At 35.9% G+C, this 20,247-nt stretch carries 14 protein-coding genes and 3 pseudogenes; 9 read left to right on the plus strand and 8 right to left on the minus strand.

Features of this window, described 5'->3' with window-relative positions; translation table 11 throughout:
- Nucleotides 1-20: 20 nt before the first annotated feature.
- Both hemE and AAGD68_RS00010 read left to right on the plus strand, forming a co-directional pair.
- Nucleotides 21-1,016, plus strand: a complete 996-nt coding sequence (hemE, locus tag AAGD68_RS00005) for a uroporphyrinogen decarboxylase (protein ID WP_410529956.1) — start codon at nucleotides 21-23, stop codon at nucleotides 1,014-1,016.
- Nucleotides 1,017-1,085: 69 nt separating this feature from the next.
- The gene (locus AAGD68_RS00010) at nucleotides 1,086-2,279 is read left to right on the plus strand and encodes a pyridoxal phosphate-dependent aminotransferase (RefSeq protein WP_264687845.1); all 1,194 of its coding nucleotides are present in this window, start codon (nucleotides 1,086-1,088) and stop codon (nucleotides 2,277-2,279) included.
- 85 nt (nucleotides 2,280-2,364) lie between these two features.
- Here the strand turns inward: AAGD68_RS00010 and AAGD68_RS00015 are convergent.
- Nucleotides 2,365-2,910: pseudogene (locus tag AAGD68_RS00015) on the minus strand (IS256-like element ISWpi15 family transposase); the annotation flags it as partial.
- 223 nt (nucleotides 2,911-3,133) lie between these two features.
- On the opposite strand from AAGD68_RS00015, the pseudogene AAGD68_RS00020 reads away from it, so the two are divergent.
- Nucleotides 3,134-3,759, plus strand: a pseudogene (locus AAGD68_RS00020) (IS110 family transposase); the annotation flags it as partial.
- A gap of 258 nt (nucleotides 3,760-4,017) precedes the next feature.
- Here AAGD68_RS00020 and AAGD68_RS00025 read toward each other — a convergent pair.
- Both AAGD68_RS00025 and AAGD68_RS00030 read right to left on the minus strand, forming a co-directional pair.
- Nucleotides 4,018-4,720: pseudogene (locus AAGD68_RS00025) on the minus strand (transposase); the annotation flags it as partial.
- Between the two features lie 82 nt (nucleotides 4,721-4,802).
- On the minus strand, nucleotides 4,803-5,291 hold the full coding sequence (locus AAGD68_RS00030; protein WP_253309502.1) for a hypothetical protein: 489 nt from the start codon (nucleotides 5,289-5,291) through the stop codon (nucleotides 4,803-4,805).
- 488 nt (nucleotides 5,292-5,779) lie between these two features.
- Here AAGD68_RS00030 and AAGD68_RS00035 point away from each other — a divergent pair, with 488 nt between their 5' ends.
- Together AAGD68_RS00035 and glyA are read left to right on the plus strand one after the other, a co-directional pair.
- Nucleotides 5,780-6,985, plus strand: a complete 1,206-nt coding sequence (locus AAGD68_RS00035) for an MFS transporter (protein WP_253307380.1) — start codon at nucleotides 5,780-5,782, stop codon at nucleotides 6,983-6,985.
- A 46-nt stretch (nucleotides 6,986-7,031) separates the two neighbouring features.
- The gene (gene glyA, locus AAGD68_RS00040; RefSeq protein WP_264688225.1) at nucleotides 7,032-8,309 is read left to right on the plus strand and encodes a serine hydroxymethyltransferase; all 1,278 of its coding nucleotides are present in this window, start codon (nucleotides 7,032-7,034) and stop codon (nucleotides 8,307-8,309) included.
- 393 nt (nucleotides 8,310-8,702) lie between these two features.
- On the opposite strand, the gene AAGD68_RS00045 is transcribed toward glyA, so the two are convergent.
- From AAGD68_RS00045 to AAGD68_RS00055, 3 genes are all read right to left on the minus strand, one after another.
- Entirely contained in the window at nucleotides 8,703-8,933 is a 231-nt protein-coding gene (locus AAGD68_RS00045) for a hypothetical protein (protein WP_341814218.1), read from the minus strand.
- A gap of 256 nt (nucleotides 8,934-9,189) precedes the next feature.
- Nucleotides 9,190-10,611, minus strand: a complete 1,422-nt coding sequence (locus tag AAGD68_RS00050) for an AAA family ATPase (protein WP_253309500.1) — start codon at nucleotides 10,609-10,611, stop codon at nucleotides 9,190-9,192.
- Nucleotides 10,612-10,974: 363 nt separating this feature from the next.
- Complete coding sequence (locus tag AAGD68_RS00055; RefSeq protein WP_253309498.1) at nucleotides 10,975-11,649, minus strand: septal ring lytic transglycosylase RlpA family protein; 675 nt, start codon at nucleotides 11,647-11,649, stop codon at nucleotides 10,975-10,977.
- A gap of 26 nt (nucleotides 11,650-11,675) precedes the next feature.
- Here AAGD68_RS00055 and murC point away from each other — a divergent pair, with 26 nt between their 5' ends.
- From murC to cgtA, 3 genes are read left to right on the plus strand one after another with little or no spacing between them, the layout of a single operon-like run.
- Nucleotides 11,676-13,199, plus strand: a complete 1,524-nt coding sequence (gene murC / locus AAGD68_RS00060) for a UDP-N-acetylmuramate--L-alanine ligase (RefSeq protein ID WP_265016471.1) — start codon at nucleotides 11,676-11,678, stop codon at nucleotides 13,197-13,199.
- 4 nt (nucleotides 13,200-13,203) lie between these two features.
- A complete protein-coding gene (eno, locus tag AAGD68_RS00065; protein ID WP_253309496.1) occupies nucleotides 13,204-14,469 on the plus strand; it encodes a phosphopyruvate hydratase in 1,266 nt (421 codons plus the stop codon).
- On the plus strand, nucleotides 14,457-15,479 hold the full coding sequence (cgtA, locus tag AAGD68_RS00070) for an Obg family GTPase CgtA (RefSeq protein ID WP_264688220.1): 1,023 nt from the start codon (nucleotides 14,457-14,459) through the stop codon (nucleotides 15,477-15,479). Before eno ends, cgtA begins: the two co-directional genes overlap by 13 nt.
- Before the next feature lie 617 nt (nucleotides 15,480-16,096).
- Here the strand turns inward: cgtA and recG are convergent.
- Entirely contained in the window at nucleotides 16,097-18,136 is a 2,040-nt protein-coding gene (gene recG, locus AAGD68_RS00075) for an ATP-dependent DNA helicase RecG (protein WP_341814220.1), read from the minus strand.
- 257 nt (nucleotides 18,137-18,393) lie between these two features.
- Between recG and AAGD68_RS00080 the strand changes: the two genes are divergently transcribed.
- Nucleotides 18,394-19,332: a hypothetical protein gene (locus AAGD68_RS00080; RefSeq protein WP_264688491.1), complete on the plus strand. Its 939-nt coding sequence runs from the start codon at nucleotides 18,394-18,396 to the stop codon at nucleotides 19,330-19,332.
- A gap of 3 nt (nucleotides 19,333-19,335) precedes the next feature.
- Here the strand turns inward: AAGD68_RS00080 and miaA are convergent, their stop codons facing one another.
- The gene (gene miaA, locus AAGD68_RS00085; protein ID WP_253309493.1) at nucleotides 19,336-20,229 is read right to left on the minus strand and encodes a tRNA (adenosine(37)-N6)-dimethylallyltransferase MiaA; all 894 of its coding nucleotides are present in this window, start codon (nucleotides 20,227-20,229) and stop codon (nucleotides 19,336-19,338) included.
- Nucleotides 20,230-20,247 lie beyond the last annotated feature (18 nt).

The following is a 20,247-nucleotide window of genomic DNA, read 5'->3' on the forward strand; positions in this document are numbered from 1 at the left end:
TGGAAAGCAGCAAAACAACAATAGTAGAAGTTATCAAACAAAATGAGCCAGGTGAAAGAGTGCCTATTTGGCTAATGCGTCAGGCTGGCAGGTCTCTTCCTGAGTACCGCAAAGCAGTGGAAAATATGAATAATTTTATGGAGATATGCTACAACACAGATTTAGTGACAGAATTGACGTTACAGCCAGTGACAAGATTTGACGTGGATGCGGCGATAATTTTTTCAGACATTTTAATAATAGCTGATGTTTTGGGTTGTGACGTGAATTTCCTGCGCAATGTGGGCCCGAGAATAAAACCTATAAAGAATCCTAAAGAATTGAAAAGTCCACAAGACATTGAAGCTAAAATTTTACCAATTCTAAACGCTATAAAGAAAGTCAGAAGTCAGCTATCAAAAAAAAAGTCTCTTATAGGATTTGCTGGTGGCCCATGGACAGTAGCTTCATATATCATAGAAGGTGGAAGCAGCAAAACTTTTTCCAAAGTATTAAATTTTTACCCTTCGTATTTGAAGGAAATAATTGAACGAATAACGGAAGCAACGATTATTTATCTAATTAAACAGATAGAATTTGGAGCAGATGTTATTCAGCTATTTGACAGTAATGCTGGTGCATTATCGGAACCATTGTTTAAAGAATATGTTATCGAACCAACAAAGAGAATTACCTTGGCAATAAAGGATAGATTTTCTGATTTTCCAATAATAGGATTTCCAAGGTCTGCTGGAAATCTTTATAAGGATTACTGCGAACAAACAGGTGTATCTGCAGTAAGTATAGATTATAATGTCCCAATAGAATGGGCGAAAGCGAATCTAAAAATCCCTCTACAAGGAAATCTTGATCCTAATCTTTTAGCCTATAATAAAACGGAAGCAATAAAAGAAGCAAAACGTATAATAGATTGCTTTAGAGATTCACCCTTCATATTTAATCTCGGACATGGAGTACTCCCTGATACTCCAGTTGAAAATATCACTGCGTTGGTGAATTTGGTAAAAAGCTACTAATACAATACACAAAATTCCTAGCTTTTTTGCTGTACAGGGTTTATCATTTGAATTTAGCTTCAGTAAGATATGTCAGACCTTGCAAAAAGAATGTCCCTAATAAAACCATCACCTACGATTGCTGTAACTGATAAGGCAAATAAGTTGAAAAATAAAGGAAAAAAGATCTGTGTTTTAGCTGCAGGAGAACCGGATTTTGATACTCCAGATCATATAAAAAAAGCAGCTATTCAAGCAATAAGTGAAGGTAAAACTAAGTATACTGCTGTTGATGGAACGCGTGAGCTGAAAGAAGCAATAATTAATAAGTTAAGAAGGGATAATAACCTCGAGTACACGTTTAACCAAATCTGTGTTGGTACTGGCGCTAAGCAGGTGTTATTCAATTTGTTTATGGCAACAATTAACTCTGGAGATGAAGTTATTATTCCAGCTCCTTATTGGGTTTCATATGTTGATATGGTAAATCTTTTTGGGGGCTTACCAGTTGTAGTGGAATGCAAACAAAATTTTAAACTGACAGCGGAATTATTGAAAAGCAGGATAACTAAAAAAACTAAATGGTTAATTCTTAACTCACCGAACAATCCTGCAGGAGTTGTGTACACATATGATGAATTGAAAGACATAGCACAAATATTGCTTGAATATCCACATGTGAATGTCGTTACAGATGATATTTATGAGCATATAATATACGACGAAAAGTTTTTTACTATCACTCAGGTTGAGCCAAAGCTTTACAACAGAGTTTTTGTAGTCAATGGAGTGTCAAAAGCCTATGCAATGACAGGCTGGAGAATAGGGTATATTGCAGGTAGAAGTGATGTAGTAAAAGCTATCTCTACGCTGCAGTCTCAGAGCACTTCTAACCCAAATTCGATAGCACAAGCAGCAGCAGCAGCAGCATTAAACGGTGACCATAGTTTTTTGAAAGAAAGAACAAGGATTTTTAAGAGTCGTAGAGATTTTATGGTGAAAAAGCTAAATTCTGCTCCGGGATTATCAGCATCCATTCCGCAAGGCGCATTTTATTTATTTGTCTCGTGTGAAGGATTGCTCAGTAAGAGTACAAAAAGTGGTAAAGTAATAAATAATGATCTTGATTTCACTGAATACCTGCTAGAGGATCATTTAGTTGCTGTGGTTCCAGGAATTGCGTTTGGTCTAGAAAATTTTATCAGAATTTCTTATGCAACCTCTCAGGAACAATTAGAAATTGGATGTGATAGTATTACTAAAGCGTGCCAGGAGTTAAAATGAAATAGACTATCCATAAATTACCCATTTCACCGCGTCAAAAATATTCACTAAGGGAGTGTTAAATAAACTGTGTCAAACCGCATTTTTAGTTCAACTCAATTTTCAATCTGCCAGGAAAGAAAACATCAAGTTGAGAGATAGTTAATGCCCAATCATGTACAGGCATCGTCCACTTTTCCTCTGCCTTCTTTATAGCACAATATACCTGCTTATGCAAGGCATTTATGCTGGTAAATGAGCCTTTGGTCTTAGTGAATTTCCTAATTTGCCTATGTAGCCCCTCTATGGGATTGGTGGTGTAGATTATCCTCCTAACTGGACCAGAATACTTAAAATAACCAGACAAGTTTTCCCAATTATTCTGCCAAGATTTTATAACCATAGGGTACTTTGTGCCCCATTTTTCATCCAATTCCAACAGATAATTCTCGGCAATTTCCTTGCTTGAAGCTTGATATACCTTCTTTAAATCGCTCAAAAAACTCTTCGCATCTTTACTGGCCACATACTTCAGTGAGTTGCGTATCTGATGCACTATACACATCTGCACTTCCGCATTAGGAAAGACACTGTTTATAGCTGCAGGAAAGCTTTTCAGCCCATCAACGCAGGCAATAAGGATATCTTCTACTTGTATCTTGTCAAAAGCATCTAATGTTTTAAGCTTAAGCATTAGGTGGAGAAGGGAGGAACTCTGTGCTTCTTCTTAGATATAAAATCTGTAGAGGAGATAAGAATTCCCTTCTCAAAAGTATAGGCTGGACGGTATCGTAGAAAGACCTGAATGGTTCTAATTCTGTATTCACAAGGTTAGCCTTACTTTTCATTTTTAATGGTAACGTATGGGGTTATATATGATCAACAACTTTTTGGGCATAGATATATCAAAAGATCGCTTTGATGTTTTTCTCTCATTTATAAGCAAAAAAGGAAAGCGTGAAACTAGAAAAAGAAGCTTTAAGAACGATGGTTTCAAAGTCTACTGAATTTTCTACACAAACATAATGTAGAAAAAGTAAAAACCTGCATGGAATCTACTGGTTGTTATAGCGAAGCACTGGCTGAATTTCTACACAATGCTGGACATTTTGTAAGTGTTGTAAATCCTTATTGCATAAAATCTTATGCAAGGAGTAAGCTGATACGACAAAAGAATGATCAGACCGATGCAGAAGTTATTGCTGGTTATTGCCAAAGACAGGAACCTTCTAGTTGGACACCACCTTCTCCTGAAATGAAAAAATTAAAACATCTTTATCGTTGCTCAGTTGCGTTAAAAGATGAGTTAACATTAGTAAATAACCACTTAGAAAAAAAAGAGAGACTGCCTAAAGAAGTTGCAAATGCTTGGGAAGACCTTGCAATGAATATAGCTCAAAAAATAGAAACAATAAAAAACTCCGTACGTGAACTATTAAATCAACACAAAGAATTGTTGGAAAATTTTCAACTTCTATTGACTATTCCAGGCATAGGAGATACCGTCTTGTTAGTCAACAAAAAAATTATAAAAATTTCCCAAGTTGCATCATAAAATCAAAAAATACTTCCAATTGTGTAACAGTACACAGATTATAGTTAGTGGATATGTTGATAAGTAAACTTCATCTGTTTTGTGCGTATAAAACTAATTTACTTATCAACATATCCACTAACTATAATCTGTGTACTGTTACACAATTGGAAGTATTTTTTGATTTTATGATGCAACTTGGGAAATTTTTATAATTTTTTTGTTGACTAACAAGACGGTATCTCCTCTTTCTTTGAGGTCATTTAGCACTCCCAACCAGAAGTTAGCTCCTTCACTTTCAGCCAAATAAAAACCTAATACTTCTTTTTTGCCATTTTGATCTATGCCTAATATGTTATACATGCATTTACTTACGCAATGCCCGTCCTCTTTGACTTTAAAAAACCATGAAAACTATCGGATATACAGACTGCAGCGGGCGACTACGCCATTCGTTGATTACTGGTAGCAATTTGTCAGTAATACTTGATATCTCTGCCACCGATATTTTGTGATCATAAATTTCCTCAACATGTGACACTATATCTCTATAGCCCATACCACTGGCAAATGTGCTCAAAATCTTCGTTTCAAGCTCTGGATGTAAGTTTGTTTGCCTTTTTTTGACTATTTGTGGTTCGAAACTTCCTTCCCTATCTCTTGGCGTCAAAAGCTCAAATGACCCTGCGCTTGTACGTAAAGTCTTTGCATTCCTCCCATTTCTTCGATTATTCTCTTCGCTTTCAGCCGACAAGTGGTTTTCTATTTCACCTTCCAGGCTTACCTCCAGCAACTTTTTTATAAACGGTGTTAATGCTCCATCTCTTCCTGTCAACGGTCTTCCTTCTCGTATAGACGACAGGATATTTGTTTCTAATTCTTTATAATCTACCAAACCGGTAGTTCTGTTTACTACTTTCTGACTCATTGTCAAACCTCCATTTTTTTATATCAATTTATTACTTTTTTTTCGGTTTGACACAGTTTATTTAACACTCCCTTCACTAAGGTTATCTTGAATGTTCTAACTTGTATTTTTCTATGGAAGGCATTTTTATTGAGTGAGCAAGTGTCTTTCTAATATTGAATTCCTCATTTTTTTCATTTCGTTGCAGTAAGTTAATGTTATTTATTTTATTTACTAAATCTTTCCCTTTCTCCAGAGTCTTTAAATCACTTTCGTTAATGTGATGTTCATTGTAAAATTCTGCAACAATTTCTTTTCTTTTCGGGTGAGTATTTAAAAATTCCGACACCTGATGTTTAGCAACAGCTTGAATAAATTTCTTATTAAATCTTGAATCGTTATATAGATTTTCCAAACTTTTGTCATAATGTTTTGCTTCGTTTATAGTGAGTTTTATTATCTCTTCTATACCACTTAGAAGTTCCCTATACAATTTGTCATATCTATTGCCTGACACATGTGTAGCGAATGTTTGTTCAATGTATTTTGTTATGTAATTTTGCAGTGTGTTGTCTATTGTGCTTATGTTCATCAACCTACCTCAATGTTATATTAACTATTTTACATGTAGAAAGGTTAATATTGAGTTAATAGGGTACTTCTGAAGTCAAATTTTACTGAAAATTATAGTATTTAATATATAATTGTTAGCATGAAATAAAAACATAAATAAAATGGATCTTGTAACAAAAGTGAAGCTCAAGATAAAGATGAATAAGGGCAAAATCATAAATATACTTGTCATTTGTGGTGTAATTTTTTTCATATACCTTATTCATGAGCCAGTTGTAGATATGGTAGAAAAAATTATAAGTAAAATAAAAGGTCTCTTTTAAAAATAGAAAAAGTGAACTTTTTCCATCATCCAAACTTGAACCTGGAAAATTTAGTTAATGCATAAACTACTTATGTTGGCTATGAGTTCAACTGTATAAAATTCCGGTAAATTAAAATAAGTATTCATAAAAATATTGTTTTCTATAAACAGAGTATCTATAATACTAGCTTTGGGGTAAAGTACTGCAGAGGAATTTTTTAATCTGGTTGTTGGCGTCACTGTTTTATGCGTACCAATATATATTACGCGTAATTCCAAACATAATTGCGCCTGGATTGATAACAAAATTTAACATAAGTATTACAGATGTTGGCCAGTTTGGTGGGTTATACTATGTAGGCTATACGCTAGCTCATATACCTGTTGGTCTTTTCCTTGATAGATTTGGGCCAAAATTTGTTTTGCCTGCTTGTATTGTTTTAACATTTACCGGAACATTACCGCTTATATGTTTTGATGAGTGGTATTATTCAATACTTGGCAGAATAGTCGTTGGAATTGGGTCGTCCGCTTCAGCAATTGGGCTTTTTAAAGTTGCAAGCATGTATTTTGCGCAAGAAAAATCAGCAAGAATGGCTAGTTTATCCATAATTATAGGAACTTTGGGGGGGATATGTGGCGGATTACCGTTAGACTTCTTACTCAATAAATTTGGCTGGAATTATGTTATCTATACCTTCTCAGCATTCGGGTGTTTACTTGCTCTGTTACTGTTCTTAGTAACGCCTGAAAGCAATGCTCAACAGGAAAAAGTTAGCATTAGAGACTTGAAAAACATACTTTTCAACAAGCATATTATTCTAATTAGCTTTTTTGGTGGACTCATGGTCGGTCCAATGCAAGGTTTTGCTGATGGTTGGGCGAAAGCATTCTTTTTTGAAGTATATGAAATGAATGAAGGCTTGGCATCTTCTCTCTCTTCCGTAATATTGATAGGAATGTTAACAGGATCATTCTCTTTGGCTTATTTATTGGAAAAGTATAAAAATAAGCATTATGAAGTAATAATTTCATGCTCATTTGCAATGATCGCCGGTTTTCTATTACTTTTTACTCAGATTGGTGGCTTGTATGTTGTATTACCTACGCTTTTTATTATCGGCTTTGCATCTGGATATCAAGTAGTTACAATTTATAAAGCACTAAGTTATGTAAATAATAACTTAGTAGGCTTAGCTACAGCTGTGTCAAACATGATAGTCATGGGTTTTGGCTATTTTTTTCACACTGGAATCGCAAAAATAATAAATTTGTGTTGGGATAGAACAGTAATACAAGGAAATCCTGTGTATAGTGCTGAATTGCTGATAAAAGCAACATCTATTATTCCTGTATGTTTGCTAATAGCTGTTTTTGGGCTCTTATGGTTAAAAAAGCAGGATAAGTAGTCTTAAAATTGCTTGTGCATCTTAAAATTAAAGCGAGGTTTGATCTATGATGAGTGTTTTAAAAAAAATCTGTGGCTCTAAAAATAGTTTAAAGTCTTTTGATAACGAGGTTTATCAGTTTATAGAAAAAGAGTTACAACGTCAAAAGTCACAATTGCAATTAATTGCATCAGAGAATTTTGCAAGTAAAGCAGTAATGGAAGCACAAGGCTCTTTTCTGACTAATAAATATGCAGAAGGCTATCCAGGCAAAAGGTATTACTGTGGTTGTGAGCATGTGGACAAAGTTGAAAGTCTAGCTATAGAAAGACTTTGTAAGCTGTTCGGTGTTAAATTTGCAAACGTTCAACCTCACTCTGGTTCTCAGGCAAATCAGGCGGTATTTGCTTCACTGCTTACTCCAGGCGATACAATACTTGGATTATCACTGAGTTGCGGTGGACATCTAACTCATGGTGCGGCACCAAGCTTTTCTGGTAAATGGTTTAAGTCAATTCAGTATACAGTTAACAAAGACACTTATCTGCTCAATATGGATGAGATAGAAAAGCTGGCGCTGGAGCATAAACCAAAATTGATCATAGCTGGTGCTTCTGCTTATCCGAGAAAAATGGACTTCAAACGCTTTCGCGAAATTGCAGATAAAGTTGGTGCTTATTTGCTTGCAGACATTGCTCACTATGCAGGGCTTATTGCAGCGGGCGAATATCCATCTCCTGCTGAATATGCACATGTTATGACTTCCACGACTCACAAAACTTTGCGTGGTCCTCGTGGTGGAATAGTGATGACCAATGATGAAATATTACACAAAAAAATTCAATCTGCAGTTTTTCCAGGATTGCAGGGCGGGCCACTTATGCATGTAATAGCTGCAAAAGCTGTTGCATTTAAAGAAGCATTAGCGCCAGAGTTTAAGACTTATAGCAAGAAAATCGTGGAAAATGCGAAAGTACTAGCTCAAGAATTGCAAAAGCATGGACTCGACATTATAACCGGTGGCACTGACTCTCATATAGTGCTAGTTGACTTAAGATCGCAGAAATTAACTGGAAAAGACGTTGTAGATAGCCTTGAGAGGGCTGGCATTACCTGCAATAAAAACTCTGTACCATTTGATACAGAAAAGCCAACCATCACTTCAGGGCTCCGTTTTGGCACCGCTGCTGAGACAACACGCGGACTTGAGGCAGAAAATTTTAAAGAGATAGCCAGCCTAGTAAATGAAGTGGTTCAGGGATTAATCAGCGGAAATAGCTCAAGTGTCGAAAAAGCAGTAAAAACTAAAGTTGAAAAGATTTGTAGTAATTTTCCTATTTATTAATTTATGTGGTGTCATCCAAGTAGCTGGTAGAAACGAAAAAACTTACTTGACAAACTCCGCCAGCCCCCTTATTATGACGATAAGGGTATTTATGACTCAAAACTTGTTTTTGACCTGCAGGCTCAATGACAAAATTCAGTAAAAAACTCAGGGTATTTTTTGGCGGATTACATAAAATTATAGCGGCTGCATGTCTTTTAAATTTTTTCTACATTCAGCCAAACCGCGCTTATTTTAAGCGTTAGCACATTATTACAGCGCCACTTACAGTAATATAGAGTCAAAACTCGCACCACGGGAGTTCTTTGCCTTTTTTTTCATTTGGTAAATTTCTTAATGTTTATAGCTAAAAGAGCCCAAGAGAGGTGTCATCCCGCTGCTTGTTAGCGGGATCTATGTTAAGAGATACCGCGAATGAATCGCGGTATGACGTAGGACTGCTGTCATCCCAGTGCCCCGACACTGGGATCCAGTTTTCCATATAATCTCATCGAAAATGTTGTAACCACTTTCTATGCTAGTTTGCTTGTAAGCAAGCAAACTTTTCTGGATCCCAGTGTCGGGGCACTGGGATGACACCATTCTTTTTCCTGGATCCAAGTAGTCTGGGCACTGGGATGACAAAAAAAGGGGCTACTTGGATGACACCCTGACAATCGTCATCCCGCTGCTTGTTAGCGGGATCTATGTGAGATACCGCGGCGTTAATTATTCCGCGCGGGATGACAAGAAAGGAGCAGCAGGATGACACCTCACCATGTCATTCCAGCGCGTGGCACACATCTGTACGAACATTGTTATAATAAGAGTTCATGAAAGATGTCATCTGGAATCTTGTTCCAATGTTAAACAACACAAAGTTGAAAAAGTAGAGCAAGAATTACTTACAATTCAATAATTCTCCAAAATCAATTATGTTTGAAAAGTAATCACTATCTATAACGTCATCACTCACACCGTTAACGTGAATAAGGACTGGACGACATGAAAAGCCTTTTGGACGCTTTAGTGTATCTATTTTCTTTTGTACTTCTTGTATTATTGAATGACCGATTTTATTTTTTGAAAATTTGATTTCGCAAATGTAGAGAGTGTTAAACCTTGTTTGAATCATGTAATCAATTTGACAACCAGCACCTGTCTTCCTCTGAAAAAATGGATTTTCGCTTACTATTCCATCAATTCTCAAGATATTATGTATGCTCTTTCTATTGTTAAGCACCAAATTTTCAAACTGAAGTCCAATAATTGTATGCCACTCTGGTAGAGATGTAAGTAACCCTATAGAGTAGGTGTCGCGATTAATTTTTCCTAGATTTTTTTCAATATATTTTAGATAAAACCTTAAATAATTATCTTGAAGTCTGTACTTCCTGAGTCGTGAATCAGTACCCGTTTTTATATCCCAAGTGTGATCCTTTGCAATAAAACCGGCAAGCTCGAGCTCATATAGATACTCAGAAATGCGTCCGTGTCTTGCAATGTTTAAAGCAGTACAAATTTCTTCCTGTTCTTTAGCTCCAGTAGAAAGAGCTCTCACTACTTGCTTATAAAAAGCTGTTTTTCGCATGAATAGATCTGAAAATATTTGGTCAAACTCCTCAACTAAAAACCCACCTTTTGTAAAACAAAGCTTTTTAATATTTTCTTCAGTACCATGTTTAAAATTTACCTCTTCTAAATATTTTGGAATTCCACCGGTTACTGCAAGCACCTTAAACTTTTCGTATGCTGAAATATTTTTTGGCCAAAATTCATTGCAATCAGAAAGTGATAACTCCCCGAGTGTTAAAGTCAACGATATTCTTCCTACAAAACCAGTACTACTAAGTATATTTTTTTCAATCCAGGATGAAGCTGATCCACAGACAACAAAAATTAGCTTGTTATTATTTTTTAGCTGTGTATCCCAAAAATTCTTTATTTTGCCTAAAAAAGTTGGATCTTTTGAGCCCATCCAAGAAATTTCATCAAGGAGCAATAATATTTTGCCAGATAGTAAACGTTCACCAACTGCCCATAGTAAGTCACTCCAGTCGTCATATCTAGCAAAAGATGTATTAAATTGTCTAGCAACTTGTCTAGAAAATTCATTAAGTTGGTGGGATGTTGTAGTATGCTTTTCTGGTGGCAAACCTGCAAATGAGTAATGTTGTTCGAAATGTTTACCAAACTCTTGAATTAAACGACTTTTTCCTATACGACGCCTTCCTTTGACTACTACAAAAGATGCAGTGTTTTTTTCCGTAAGCTCCAGCAGTTGCTTCAACTCGGTTTGCCTACCAATAAATGATGGAGACATAAAATACAAAATATAAATCTTTGTCTCCATTATACACAATGAAATTGGAGACGTAAATAAGTAAATTTCGATCTTTGTCTCTATAGTGCTATAGCTAAACTGACTTACGACAATTTGAAAAACTGTCATTCCGCTACGTGTTAGCGGAATCTATGCTGGGATACCGCGAATGAATCGCGGTATGACGGTTCGCGGCGGTATGACGGTTCGCGGTGGTATAGTAACTCGTCATTCCGCTACGTGTTAGCGCCGCGGCGGTATAGCTATAAATTGTTGATATCTTTTTTATATCACATTTTTAACTTACAATAGTTAGCCAGCGTTTCTTACATTAACCAAATCTTTCGAATTCTGCACTCACCACTACCTATAACTCACTTTCACGCAATATTGATCGTTCTTAAAAAGCAATCTAACATTTTTTATTCCTTGATTGCGAAGCTTTGATGCAGCTGATTTAGCAGCCTGAGCACTTTTAAAAAATGCAACATATCCCTTACTTTCTGCACTGTCTTGTTTCGGGTGACGTTTCTGCATTTCTTTTTCATATTGCTTTCTGTAATGAGGAGTATTTTGTATCAATTGTTCTGACATCTTTCTTAGGTATTGGACTTTTACCTTTGCAAGCCCTACTTTATGAAATCCTAAGACTTGAGCTGCTTTTTCTGATAAGTCTATTATTCTGCCTTCAATAAAAGGCCCTCTATCGTTAATCCTTACAACAAGCTTTCTTCCATTTTCTAAATTAGTGACAAGAGCAAAGCAGGGTAGGGGCAAAGTCTTATGCGCTGCAGAGATCAAGTGACGGTTAAACACTTCACCATTTGCTGTAAGCGTGCCATGATCTTCTATTCCATACCACGACGCTATCCCTATCTCTTCATAGTGTTTACAGTTTTTTGGATAATAAGTTATACCATTTATTGTGTAGCTGCAGCCAATTTTATAATGACCTGCAGTGCAATTAAACCTGTTGCTAAAACTGCAACTACTTATCAAAACAAATATTAGACATAGGAAGGCTAGGTTTTTTATCATTGTATTCGGTAAGAGGGTTCGATACTATGAGGATTTTAAATTATACTATAATAAATTTAGTAATGAGTAAACATCTACTGCTAAATATTAACAAAACTCAAAAAAGAATAATACATATAATTGGTATAGGTGGAATCGGAATGAGTGCCATTGCTGAAATTCTTCACAATTCCAATTACAAAGTTCAAGGCAGTGATGCACAATCAAACAACAATGTAGATAGATTACAAAGGCTGGGCATAGAGGTTTTTATTGGTCACAATGCTAATAATATAAGCCAAGCTCAAATAGTTGTACATTCTTCTGCGATAGAATCTGATAATGTGGAGTTAGTAACAGCGAGAAATAACAATAAAACCATTTTGCATAGATCAGACATACTTGCTGAAATTATGAAAGATAAATATGTGATAGCAGTTTCAGGTTCAAGTGGAAAGACGACAACAACGGCTATGATTGCTTCTATTTTTGATCATTCTGGCATTGATGCGACTGTAATTGTAGGAGGAATACTAAATTCGTATCAGAGTAATTCAAGACTTGGAAAGAGTGACATTTTTTTAATCGAAGCTGATGAGTCTGATGGAACCATGCTAAAAATTCCTGCAAATATTGCTGTCATAACGAGTATTAACGACGATCATATGGATCATTATGGTACATTCGACGATATTAAAAATGCGTTTTCTCAGTTTATAAGCAAAGCAGGTTTTGCAGTTTTGCCTGATTCTGTAGGCATTAATTATGATGCGAGTAATTCTATAACGTTTGGGTTTGAGAATGGTAGCATAAGAGCCAGCAACATTAAACAGCATGCTAACAGCATAGAATTTGACGTGTTGAACAACTGGATTCCAGCATCAGCTACTTGCATGACAAAAAAGCAGGTGTCATCCCATCACCTTCTGTCATCCCATCACCCTCTGTCATCCCAGTGCGTGACACTGGGATCCAGCCCTTTAAAAAACATAGTACTATCAAACGCAATAGGTATTCACAAAATGAGTAACGCCTTGGCTGCAATATCAGTTGCGATAAAGCTCGGGATTAGCAATGCAGAGATTAAAAAAGGCCTTTTGGAATTTCAAGGAGTAGCAAGAAGATTCTCTTTGATTGCCAATATTAAAGGTGTTAAGTTAATTGAGGATTATGCCCATCATCCAAATGAAATATATGCAACTTTAACGGCTGCACGTTCGATTACTAAAGGAAAAGTAATAGGAATTATCGAACCACTTCGTTTTGCTCGCGTTCGTAATTTTTTTGGTGAATTCATAAGGATCTTTATGATGTTTGACTATGTAATCCTTACTCCTATTCATCCCCCAGAAGACAAGCCTATTCCTGGTTGTGGGATTGATGATATACAAAAAGCTTTAATCAGTAATGGGTTTAATGATGTAAAGATTATGAATGATGCTCTACTCATTTCACATTTTATTAGTGATTCGACAAGTCCAGGTGATATAGTATTATTTATTGGTGCTGGTAGTAATATAGCTAAATTGGCAAAGGAAACTGCAGCACTTATTGCGGAAGTTAAGGTTTAATGCGATGAATAAGATAATCAACAACGTATTTGCAAGAGAAATTTTAGATAGCAGGGGTTACCCCACTGTTGAGGTGGAAATTGAACTCTGTGATGGAGCAATAGGTAGGGCCTCTGTACCTTCTGGAGCTTCAACTGGTAAATTAGAAGCCTTGGAACTCAGAGACCAAGATGAGAAAAGGTATTGTGGTAAAGGAGTGCTGAAAGCTGTTCAAGCTGTAAATGGAGTGATAGCAAATGAAATCATTGGCATGGATGCAACAAACCAAAGTGCAATTGATAAAGCATTAATTGAACTAGATGGAACAAAAAATAAATCTAAACTTGGAGCAAATGCAACTTTGGGTGTGTCTCTTGCGGTTGCAAAAGCAGCAGCAAACAGTTTCAAAATACCGTTGTATAGATATTTGGGAGGAGAGCAGATGCCGGTTCCACTCATTAACATAATTAATGGTGGAGTACATGCAGACAATAAGCTCGATTTCCAAGAATTCATGATTCTTCCGGTCGGTGCTGAGACTTTCAGTGAAGCAATCAGAATATCTGCGGAGGTGTTCCACAACTTACGTAGCATTCTTAAGAAAAAGGGTTATAGCACAAACGTAGGAGATGAAGGCGGTTTTGCACCAAATATTGAAAGTACTGAAGAAGCACTTGACTTGATCATATACGCTATAGAATCAGCAGGTTATTCAGCGCAAAGTGATTTTGCACTAGGCCTTGATGTTGCTTCATCTACTTTTTATGAAGATGGAATTTACAAATTTGAAAATAAAGAGCTTACTTCAAAAGAATTGACTGAATATTATTGTAGTCTTGTGGAAAGATATCCAATAATTTCTATAGAAGATGCAATGAGTGAAGACGATTACGAAGGTTGGAAATTACTTACTGCAAAATTGGGGAGTAAAATTCAATTGGTTGGGGATGATTTATTTGTTACAAATTGTGAACTAATAGGCAAAGGAATAGAAGAAAAAATGGCAAATGCTGTACTGATCAAGCCAAATCAAATAGGGACGTTAACAGAAACTTTTGCTGCTATTGAAATGGCAAAATCAAACAACTACAAAGCTGTTATTTCTCACCGCTCAGGTGAAACAGAAGACACAACAATATCTCATATAGCAGTTGCATCAAATTGCGGGCAAATAAAAACCGGGTCGCTGTCGCGTTCTGATAGGCTCGCGAAGTATAACGAGCTAATGAGAATAGAAGGCACATTAGGAAAAGATGCTAAATATTATCATGGGTTAGCATGGGTTTTATAGACGAAGTAAAATTGTACTTAAAAGCCGGTGATGGTGGTGACGGTTGTGCAAGTTTTCGTCGAGAAAAGTTCGTTGAATTTGGTGGTCCAAATGGTGGTAATGGAGGAAAGGGTGGAAACATAGTTTTCATCAGCGACGCTAATCTCAACACTTTGCTTCATTTTCGTTATAGAAGACACATTAAAGCAGATAATGGGAAAAATGGTGCAGGCAGGGATAGATCTGGCACAGCAGGGAAAGACGTTATACTTCGAGTTCCAGTCGGTGCACAAATAATTGATGAAGAAAGTGAAGAGATAATAGTAGATCTTGACAAGCCTGGTATGGAATTTCAAGTAGCACAGGGTGGAAAAGGTGGACTTGGAAATACTAATTTTAAATCTTCTACTAATAAGGCACCAAGACATTTTACTTACGGTCAGCCTGGCGAAGAAAAACATGTATTATTAAAACTAAAAGTTTTATCAGATGTTGGAATTATTGGCATGCCAAACGCAGGTAAATCAAAATTTTTGACTCGCTGCTCAAATTCCGATACAAAAGTAGGCGATTATCCATTTACCACCGTAAGACCCCACTTAGGTGTGACAAAAGTGGATGATAGCGAAGTTGTAATAGCAGATATTCCTGGAATAATTACTGATGCTCACCTTGGAGTTGGGCTCGGGCATAAATTTTTAAAGCACATAGAAAGGTGTCAAATTTTACTTCATTTAATCGATGTAACTCACGATGACGTTGTTTCGGCTTATAGTTGTATCCATAATGAGTTGGAACTTTACAATAGTGATCTTGTTGAAAAAGAAGAGATTGTAGTATTAAACAAATGCGACTTATTGAGGGAAGCAGAAATTCTGGAAAAGAAGAATCACCTAGCTAATTATCTCAATAAAGAAGTGCTGTGCTTATCAATTAATGGTGATTTACAGCCTATTTTAAGATTATTAAGTGAAAAATTGAAAAAGAGTAATTCTAAGGAAATCGATGTATATGATCCTTTTAAGATGTGAATTTCATTTAGATAATTGATGTTTTTCATTTATTTTATCATATAACTAGAATATATGTGTACGAACGTTTGTTTTTGAAGGTGATTTGCACAGTAAATGGTCAGCGCGTGACGCACTGCCCAGTTCATGTTAGCTATAAATATTTAAGAAATTTACCAAACGAAAAAAAAGGCAAAAGAAGCCCTAGTCATTGTCTATTTTCAGTATTGGCGTTTTTTTATGTTTTAAACGTCTAATAACCGCGACTCAGCTGCTTTTTAATGCAACTAACCTTAGTTTAAATGTTTAAGAAATTTACTAAGCAGAAAAAAAGGCAAAAGAAATCCCGTGTTAGCTAGTTGTCACTCTCTAATCCTGCAAATTGGCGTACTATACTGTCTTAAACGACTTATAAGCGCGTTTCAGCTTATATAGGTAAAAACCCAGAAATGTTGTGAAGACATAAGGTGCACATAGTGCAAAAAATTAAAAATAAGACGCCAACTACGTTGTTTTCTTGCTGTTTAATCTGCACAGATGAAGATAACTGAATACCTTCACTATCATGATAAGGGGGCTGGCGGAGTTTGTCAAGGAATTTTTGCATTTAATTCGTTTCTGCGAGCTACCTGGTTTTCCTACTGAAATTTTGAAAAATGTAATCTACTTCTATATTCAAATATATCAAGCAGTAATTCAAAATTAGCCATTGCGCCTTTTGCGTTATTATACGCGAGATTGAGCAGCTCTTTGTCCTGATATAAATCAGCAAATTTAAATTCCATACATCCTGATTGTTTTGTGCCTAAAATATCTCCACTGCCTCTTAGCATCATATCCCTTTCAGCAATGTAAAATCCGTCCTGTGACTCACACATGATCTTTAACTTTGAAGATGAGCTTTTACTTAAATTATCGTATAATAATACACAAAAAGATGGCTTGTTTCCTCGCCCTACTCTGCCTCTTAACTGATGTAATTGCGATAACCCAAATTGCTCTGCATTTTCTATAATCATAATGGTTGCATCTGGCACATCTATACCAACTTCTATCACAGTGGTTGCAACAAGCAAAGAAAATTCATTTCTTTTGAAGGAAAACATAACTTGATCTTTCTGCTCCTGAGTCAATTTTCCGTGTATTATCCCGACTCTATCAAAAAATGTTTTTTGTAATTCCTGAAAACGCATCTCTGTTGCAGCAATATTGGTCTCTTCGTTTTCTTCTATATATGGACAAATCCAATATGCTTTTTCGCCCCTGTTTATAGCACCTTTTAGCTTTTCAATAACATCTGGCACCCTACTAATGTTCATAGTTACAGTTTTTATTGGCAATCTGGATTTTGGTTTTTCTCTCAAAATTGAACATTCAACGTCACCATACATAGCTTGCTGCAAGGTTCTTGGAATGGGAGTTGCAGTAACGAAAAGTATATCGGCATTTTCTCCTTTTCCTACCAAGCGATTTCTCTGCATCACTCCAAATCGCTGTTGCTCGTCTATGACTGCAAGCCCTAAATTTTTAAATGTAACGTTAGCTTGAAATAACGCGTGGGTGCCAATCACTATATTTAAAACACCACTTGCAAGTTCGTTCATGATAATCTTTCTTTCCTTGCGCGAAGTTTTACCAGTAAGCAGCGCAACTTTTATATCGGTACAGGATAAAACTTCCTCAATCCAATTATAATGTTGCTCCGCCAAGATAGTAGTCGGTGCCATTAGAGCTACCTGCATGTTGTTTTCTACCACATTTAGCATCGCAAAAAGTGCAACTACGGTTTTGCCACTACCAACATCACCTTGCAGCAAGCTCATCATGCGATACTTGGATTTTTGCCTCTCTGAAATTTCATCTATTGCACGAATTTGATCGTTTGTTAATTGAAACGATAATTCATTTAAAACTTGCTCTTTATATTTATTCAATACTATAAATTCTCTTCCCCTTTTTTTTACATGATTTTCTCTTGCAAGTTTCAGTGCTAGCTGATACGCAAACAATTCATCATAAGCAAGCCTTTTTCTACAAACCTCGGCTTCCGCCAATGAGCTTGGTCTGTGCAACTTTATGATGCTTTCCCTCCAACTTAGCCATTTTTTTTGCTTGATTAATGTATCATCTATCCACTCTGGCAAATCAGGCAATTCTTTCAGGTTAGAGCTTATTATGTTCCCAATGCTCTTATTGGTAATGCCACGGCATAATTGGTAGACTGGCTCTATGCGAGCTATTTCTTTAAATTGGTTGATGTCAAGCGACACGTAATCTGGATGAGTAATCTGCCAATGCTCAGCAAATTTTTCGAGTTTGCCACTGATGATTACATAGGCTCCAACTGGAAATAGTTTATATAAATACTTAACTGAGTGATTAAAAAAGACTATGAATATATACTGACTCTCACTTTCAACGACTATTTTATATGGTCTACCTCTAAAAGTGGGCGACTGATGCTCATAAACTTTTGCCATGAAAGTTGTAAATTCTCCAACTTGAGTATCAAGTAGTGACTTACTTCTATCTATATAACCAAGCGGCCTATAAAACAGCAGGTCCACCACTTTGTTCCCACCACAGAGTTTAGGTAATATTGCGGAATGGAACTTAAGCATATTTTCCAGCTTGCCATTTAGAAAAGCCAGCACATCTAATTGCTCATTGAGATTCATACATGTGTAAAAACTGTTTATCAATAATAGAGCCTTTTTAAAATCTTGTCACCTTATGGTCAGGTATGCACTATAGCTAGCACAGCTCTCTAACATCATACCACCGCGGTGCTAACAAGCAGCGGGATGACGGTTGTCGGTAAGCCTAAGTTACCCCTAACTATATTTGCTATCATAGGGCTTATAGCAGGTATTTTATTGAATTATTAATAATTTGTGATATAATTAATTATGATGTTAATAGGTCTATGATAGAAATGAATAGTACCAATCCAGTAGTTACATTAAGGGCTCAAGCAGAAGAGTTTGATTTTGGCAAATTAAGAGCTGGTAAAGATAATGCTGAAGCAAACTCTGGTGAACAGATGTATAAAGACATCAATAGAATGGATTTTGTTATTAATGGTAAAAGTATAGACCAAACTTTAACTAGTGCGTTGATGGAAGGAGCTAAGCAACGTGAATTCGATAAAATTTGGAGCGAATATTGTGAAAATGACAATACTCCTGATCATAAAAAAACTGACCAGTATGAAAAGGAATTTGAGAGATTTTACAATTTAGGCAAGGAGTATGCTCACCTATTACCAAAGGAAGAAGCCAGAAATTATCGCCCGTTTGCAAAAGAAGTTTTTAAGGAAATGTTTAAATATGCTGAAGCAAAAGTTCCAAGTGATTCTATTCTAGAAGAGCTAATTACTAATTGTAATCAAGCAGGGTATGAAGGCACTTTATTCACTGATGTTCTCTTTCAAGCATTTCGCCAGTCCGAATTTACGCTACTAAGTCCTCAAAAAACAATAGTTATTGATTGCACTGATCCAAATCATGTAAAAGTCAAATCTGAGATGGCAGTGCCTACGGTAAAATCTGATAATCCAGAAGAAGAAGTTTGTCAGATAAATAGCTCATTAGAGTTTACACTTGCATTCCAAGATGAGAAAAATGATGTAACATATAAAGATGGTAAATTGTTACTTACTGCTCCTCGAGAACTGAAAAATTACAAAATTGATGGCAAAAATTTATTTGATATTATTAAAGAGTATTTCCAGAAATTTTGCGAGAAGTTAGGATTTAAGTTTGAAGCAGAGATAGAACATAGTTTAGGTAATCCACTAGAAGTAAACAGCCATCTGGAAAATATGGAACCGCCCATTCATAGCAATGAGCATGGAAATACACCTGGAAACTAACAATTAAAATATTTCAAGCGCTGTTAGCTCATTTGCACAATCAATTACTTCAGAACTTGGGAACTGGTTTTTAAACCAAGTGTACTGGCGTTTTGCGTAGTGTCTTGTGTTTGTTTGAGCAATCTGTATCGCTTCGTCTAAAGTAATCTCACCTTTCAAATACTTTACAATTTCTGGCACTCCATGTGCTTTCATAGCTGGCAAATGTGGAGCTAAGTTCATACTAAGTAGCTTTTTTACTTCATCAATTGCTCCATTTTCGATCATTTTGATAAAACGAGAATTTATTTTTTGGTATACATCCTCACGTTTAGGCAAAATTGTATATATCTTAAAATTATCGAATAAAGGAGGCTGTCTATTTTCTTGCCATACAAAGATTGTCTTACCAGTTTCAGTGATAACTTCAAGTGCCCTTGAAAGGCGGTGCGAGTCATTCATGAATACTTTACCTTGAATCCTTGGATCTTTGCTTAGCACTAATTTGTAAAACTCCTCTTTACTTAAATTTTTCCTTAATTCGCTTACATTTTTCCTTACTTTCTGACTTATTTGTGGCATTGATGATAAGCCTTTGATTAAACTGCTGATGTAAAGCCCGCTTCCTCCAGTGATGATAGGTATTTGAGCATTTTCTAATGCGTGATTAACTTCTTTTTCTAAATCCTCTAACCATAGACCCACGGAATAATTTTCTTTTGCTGAAACATAACCATATAATTTATAAAATTCTTCTTGCTTTAGTGGTTGAGCAGTAATTATGGGAATTTCTTCATATACCTGCTTTGAATCACAATTTATTATGCTGATATTATTATATTTTTTTATCAGGTTATCACACAATTCTGATTTACCTGAAGCTGTAATTCCTGTAATAATTACTATATTATTTTTCATTTATATTAATTTAATTAA

Origin of the sequence: Wolbachia endosymbiont (group A) of Machimus atricapillus, assembly GCF_964027095.1 — a bacterium.
Taxonomy (GTDB): domain Bacteria; phylum Pseudomonadota; class Alphaproteobacteria; order Rickettsiales; family Anaplasmataceae; genus Wolbachia.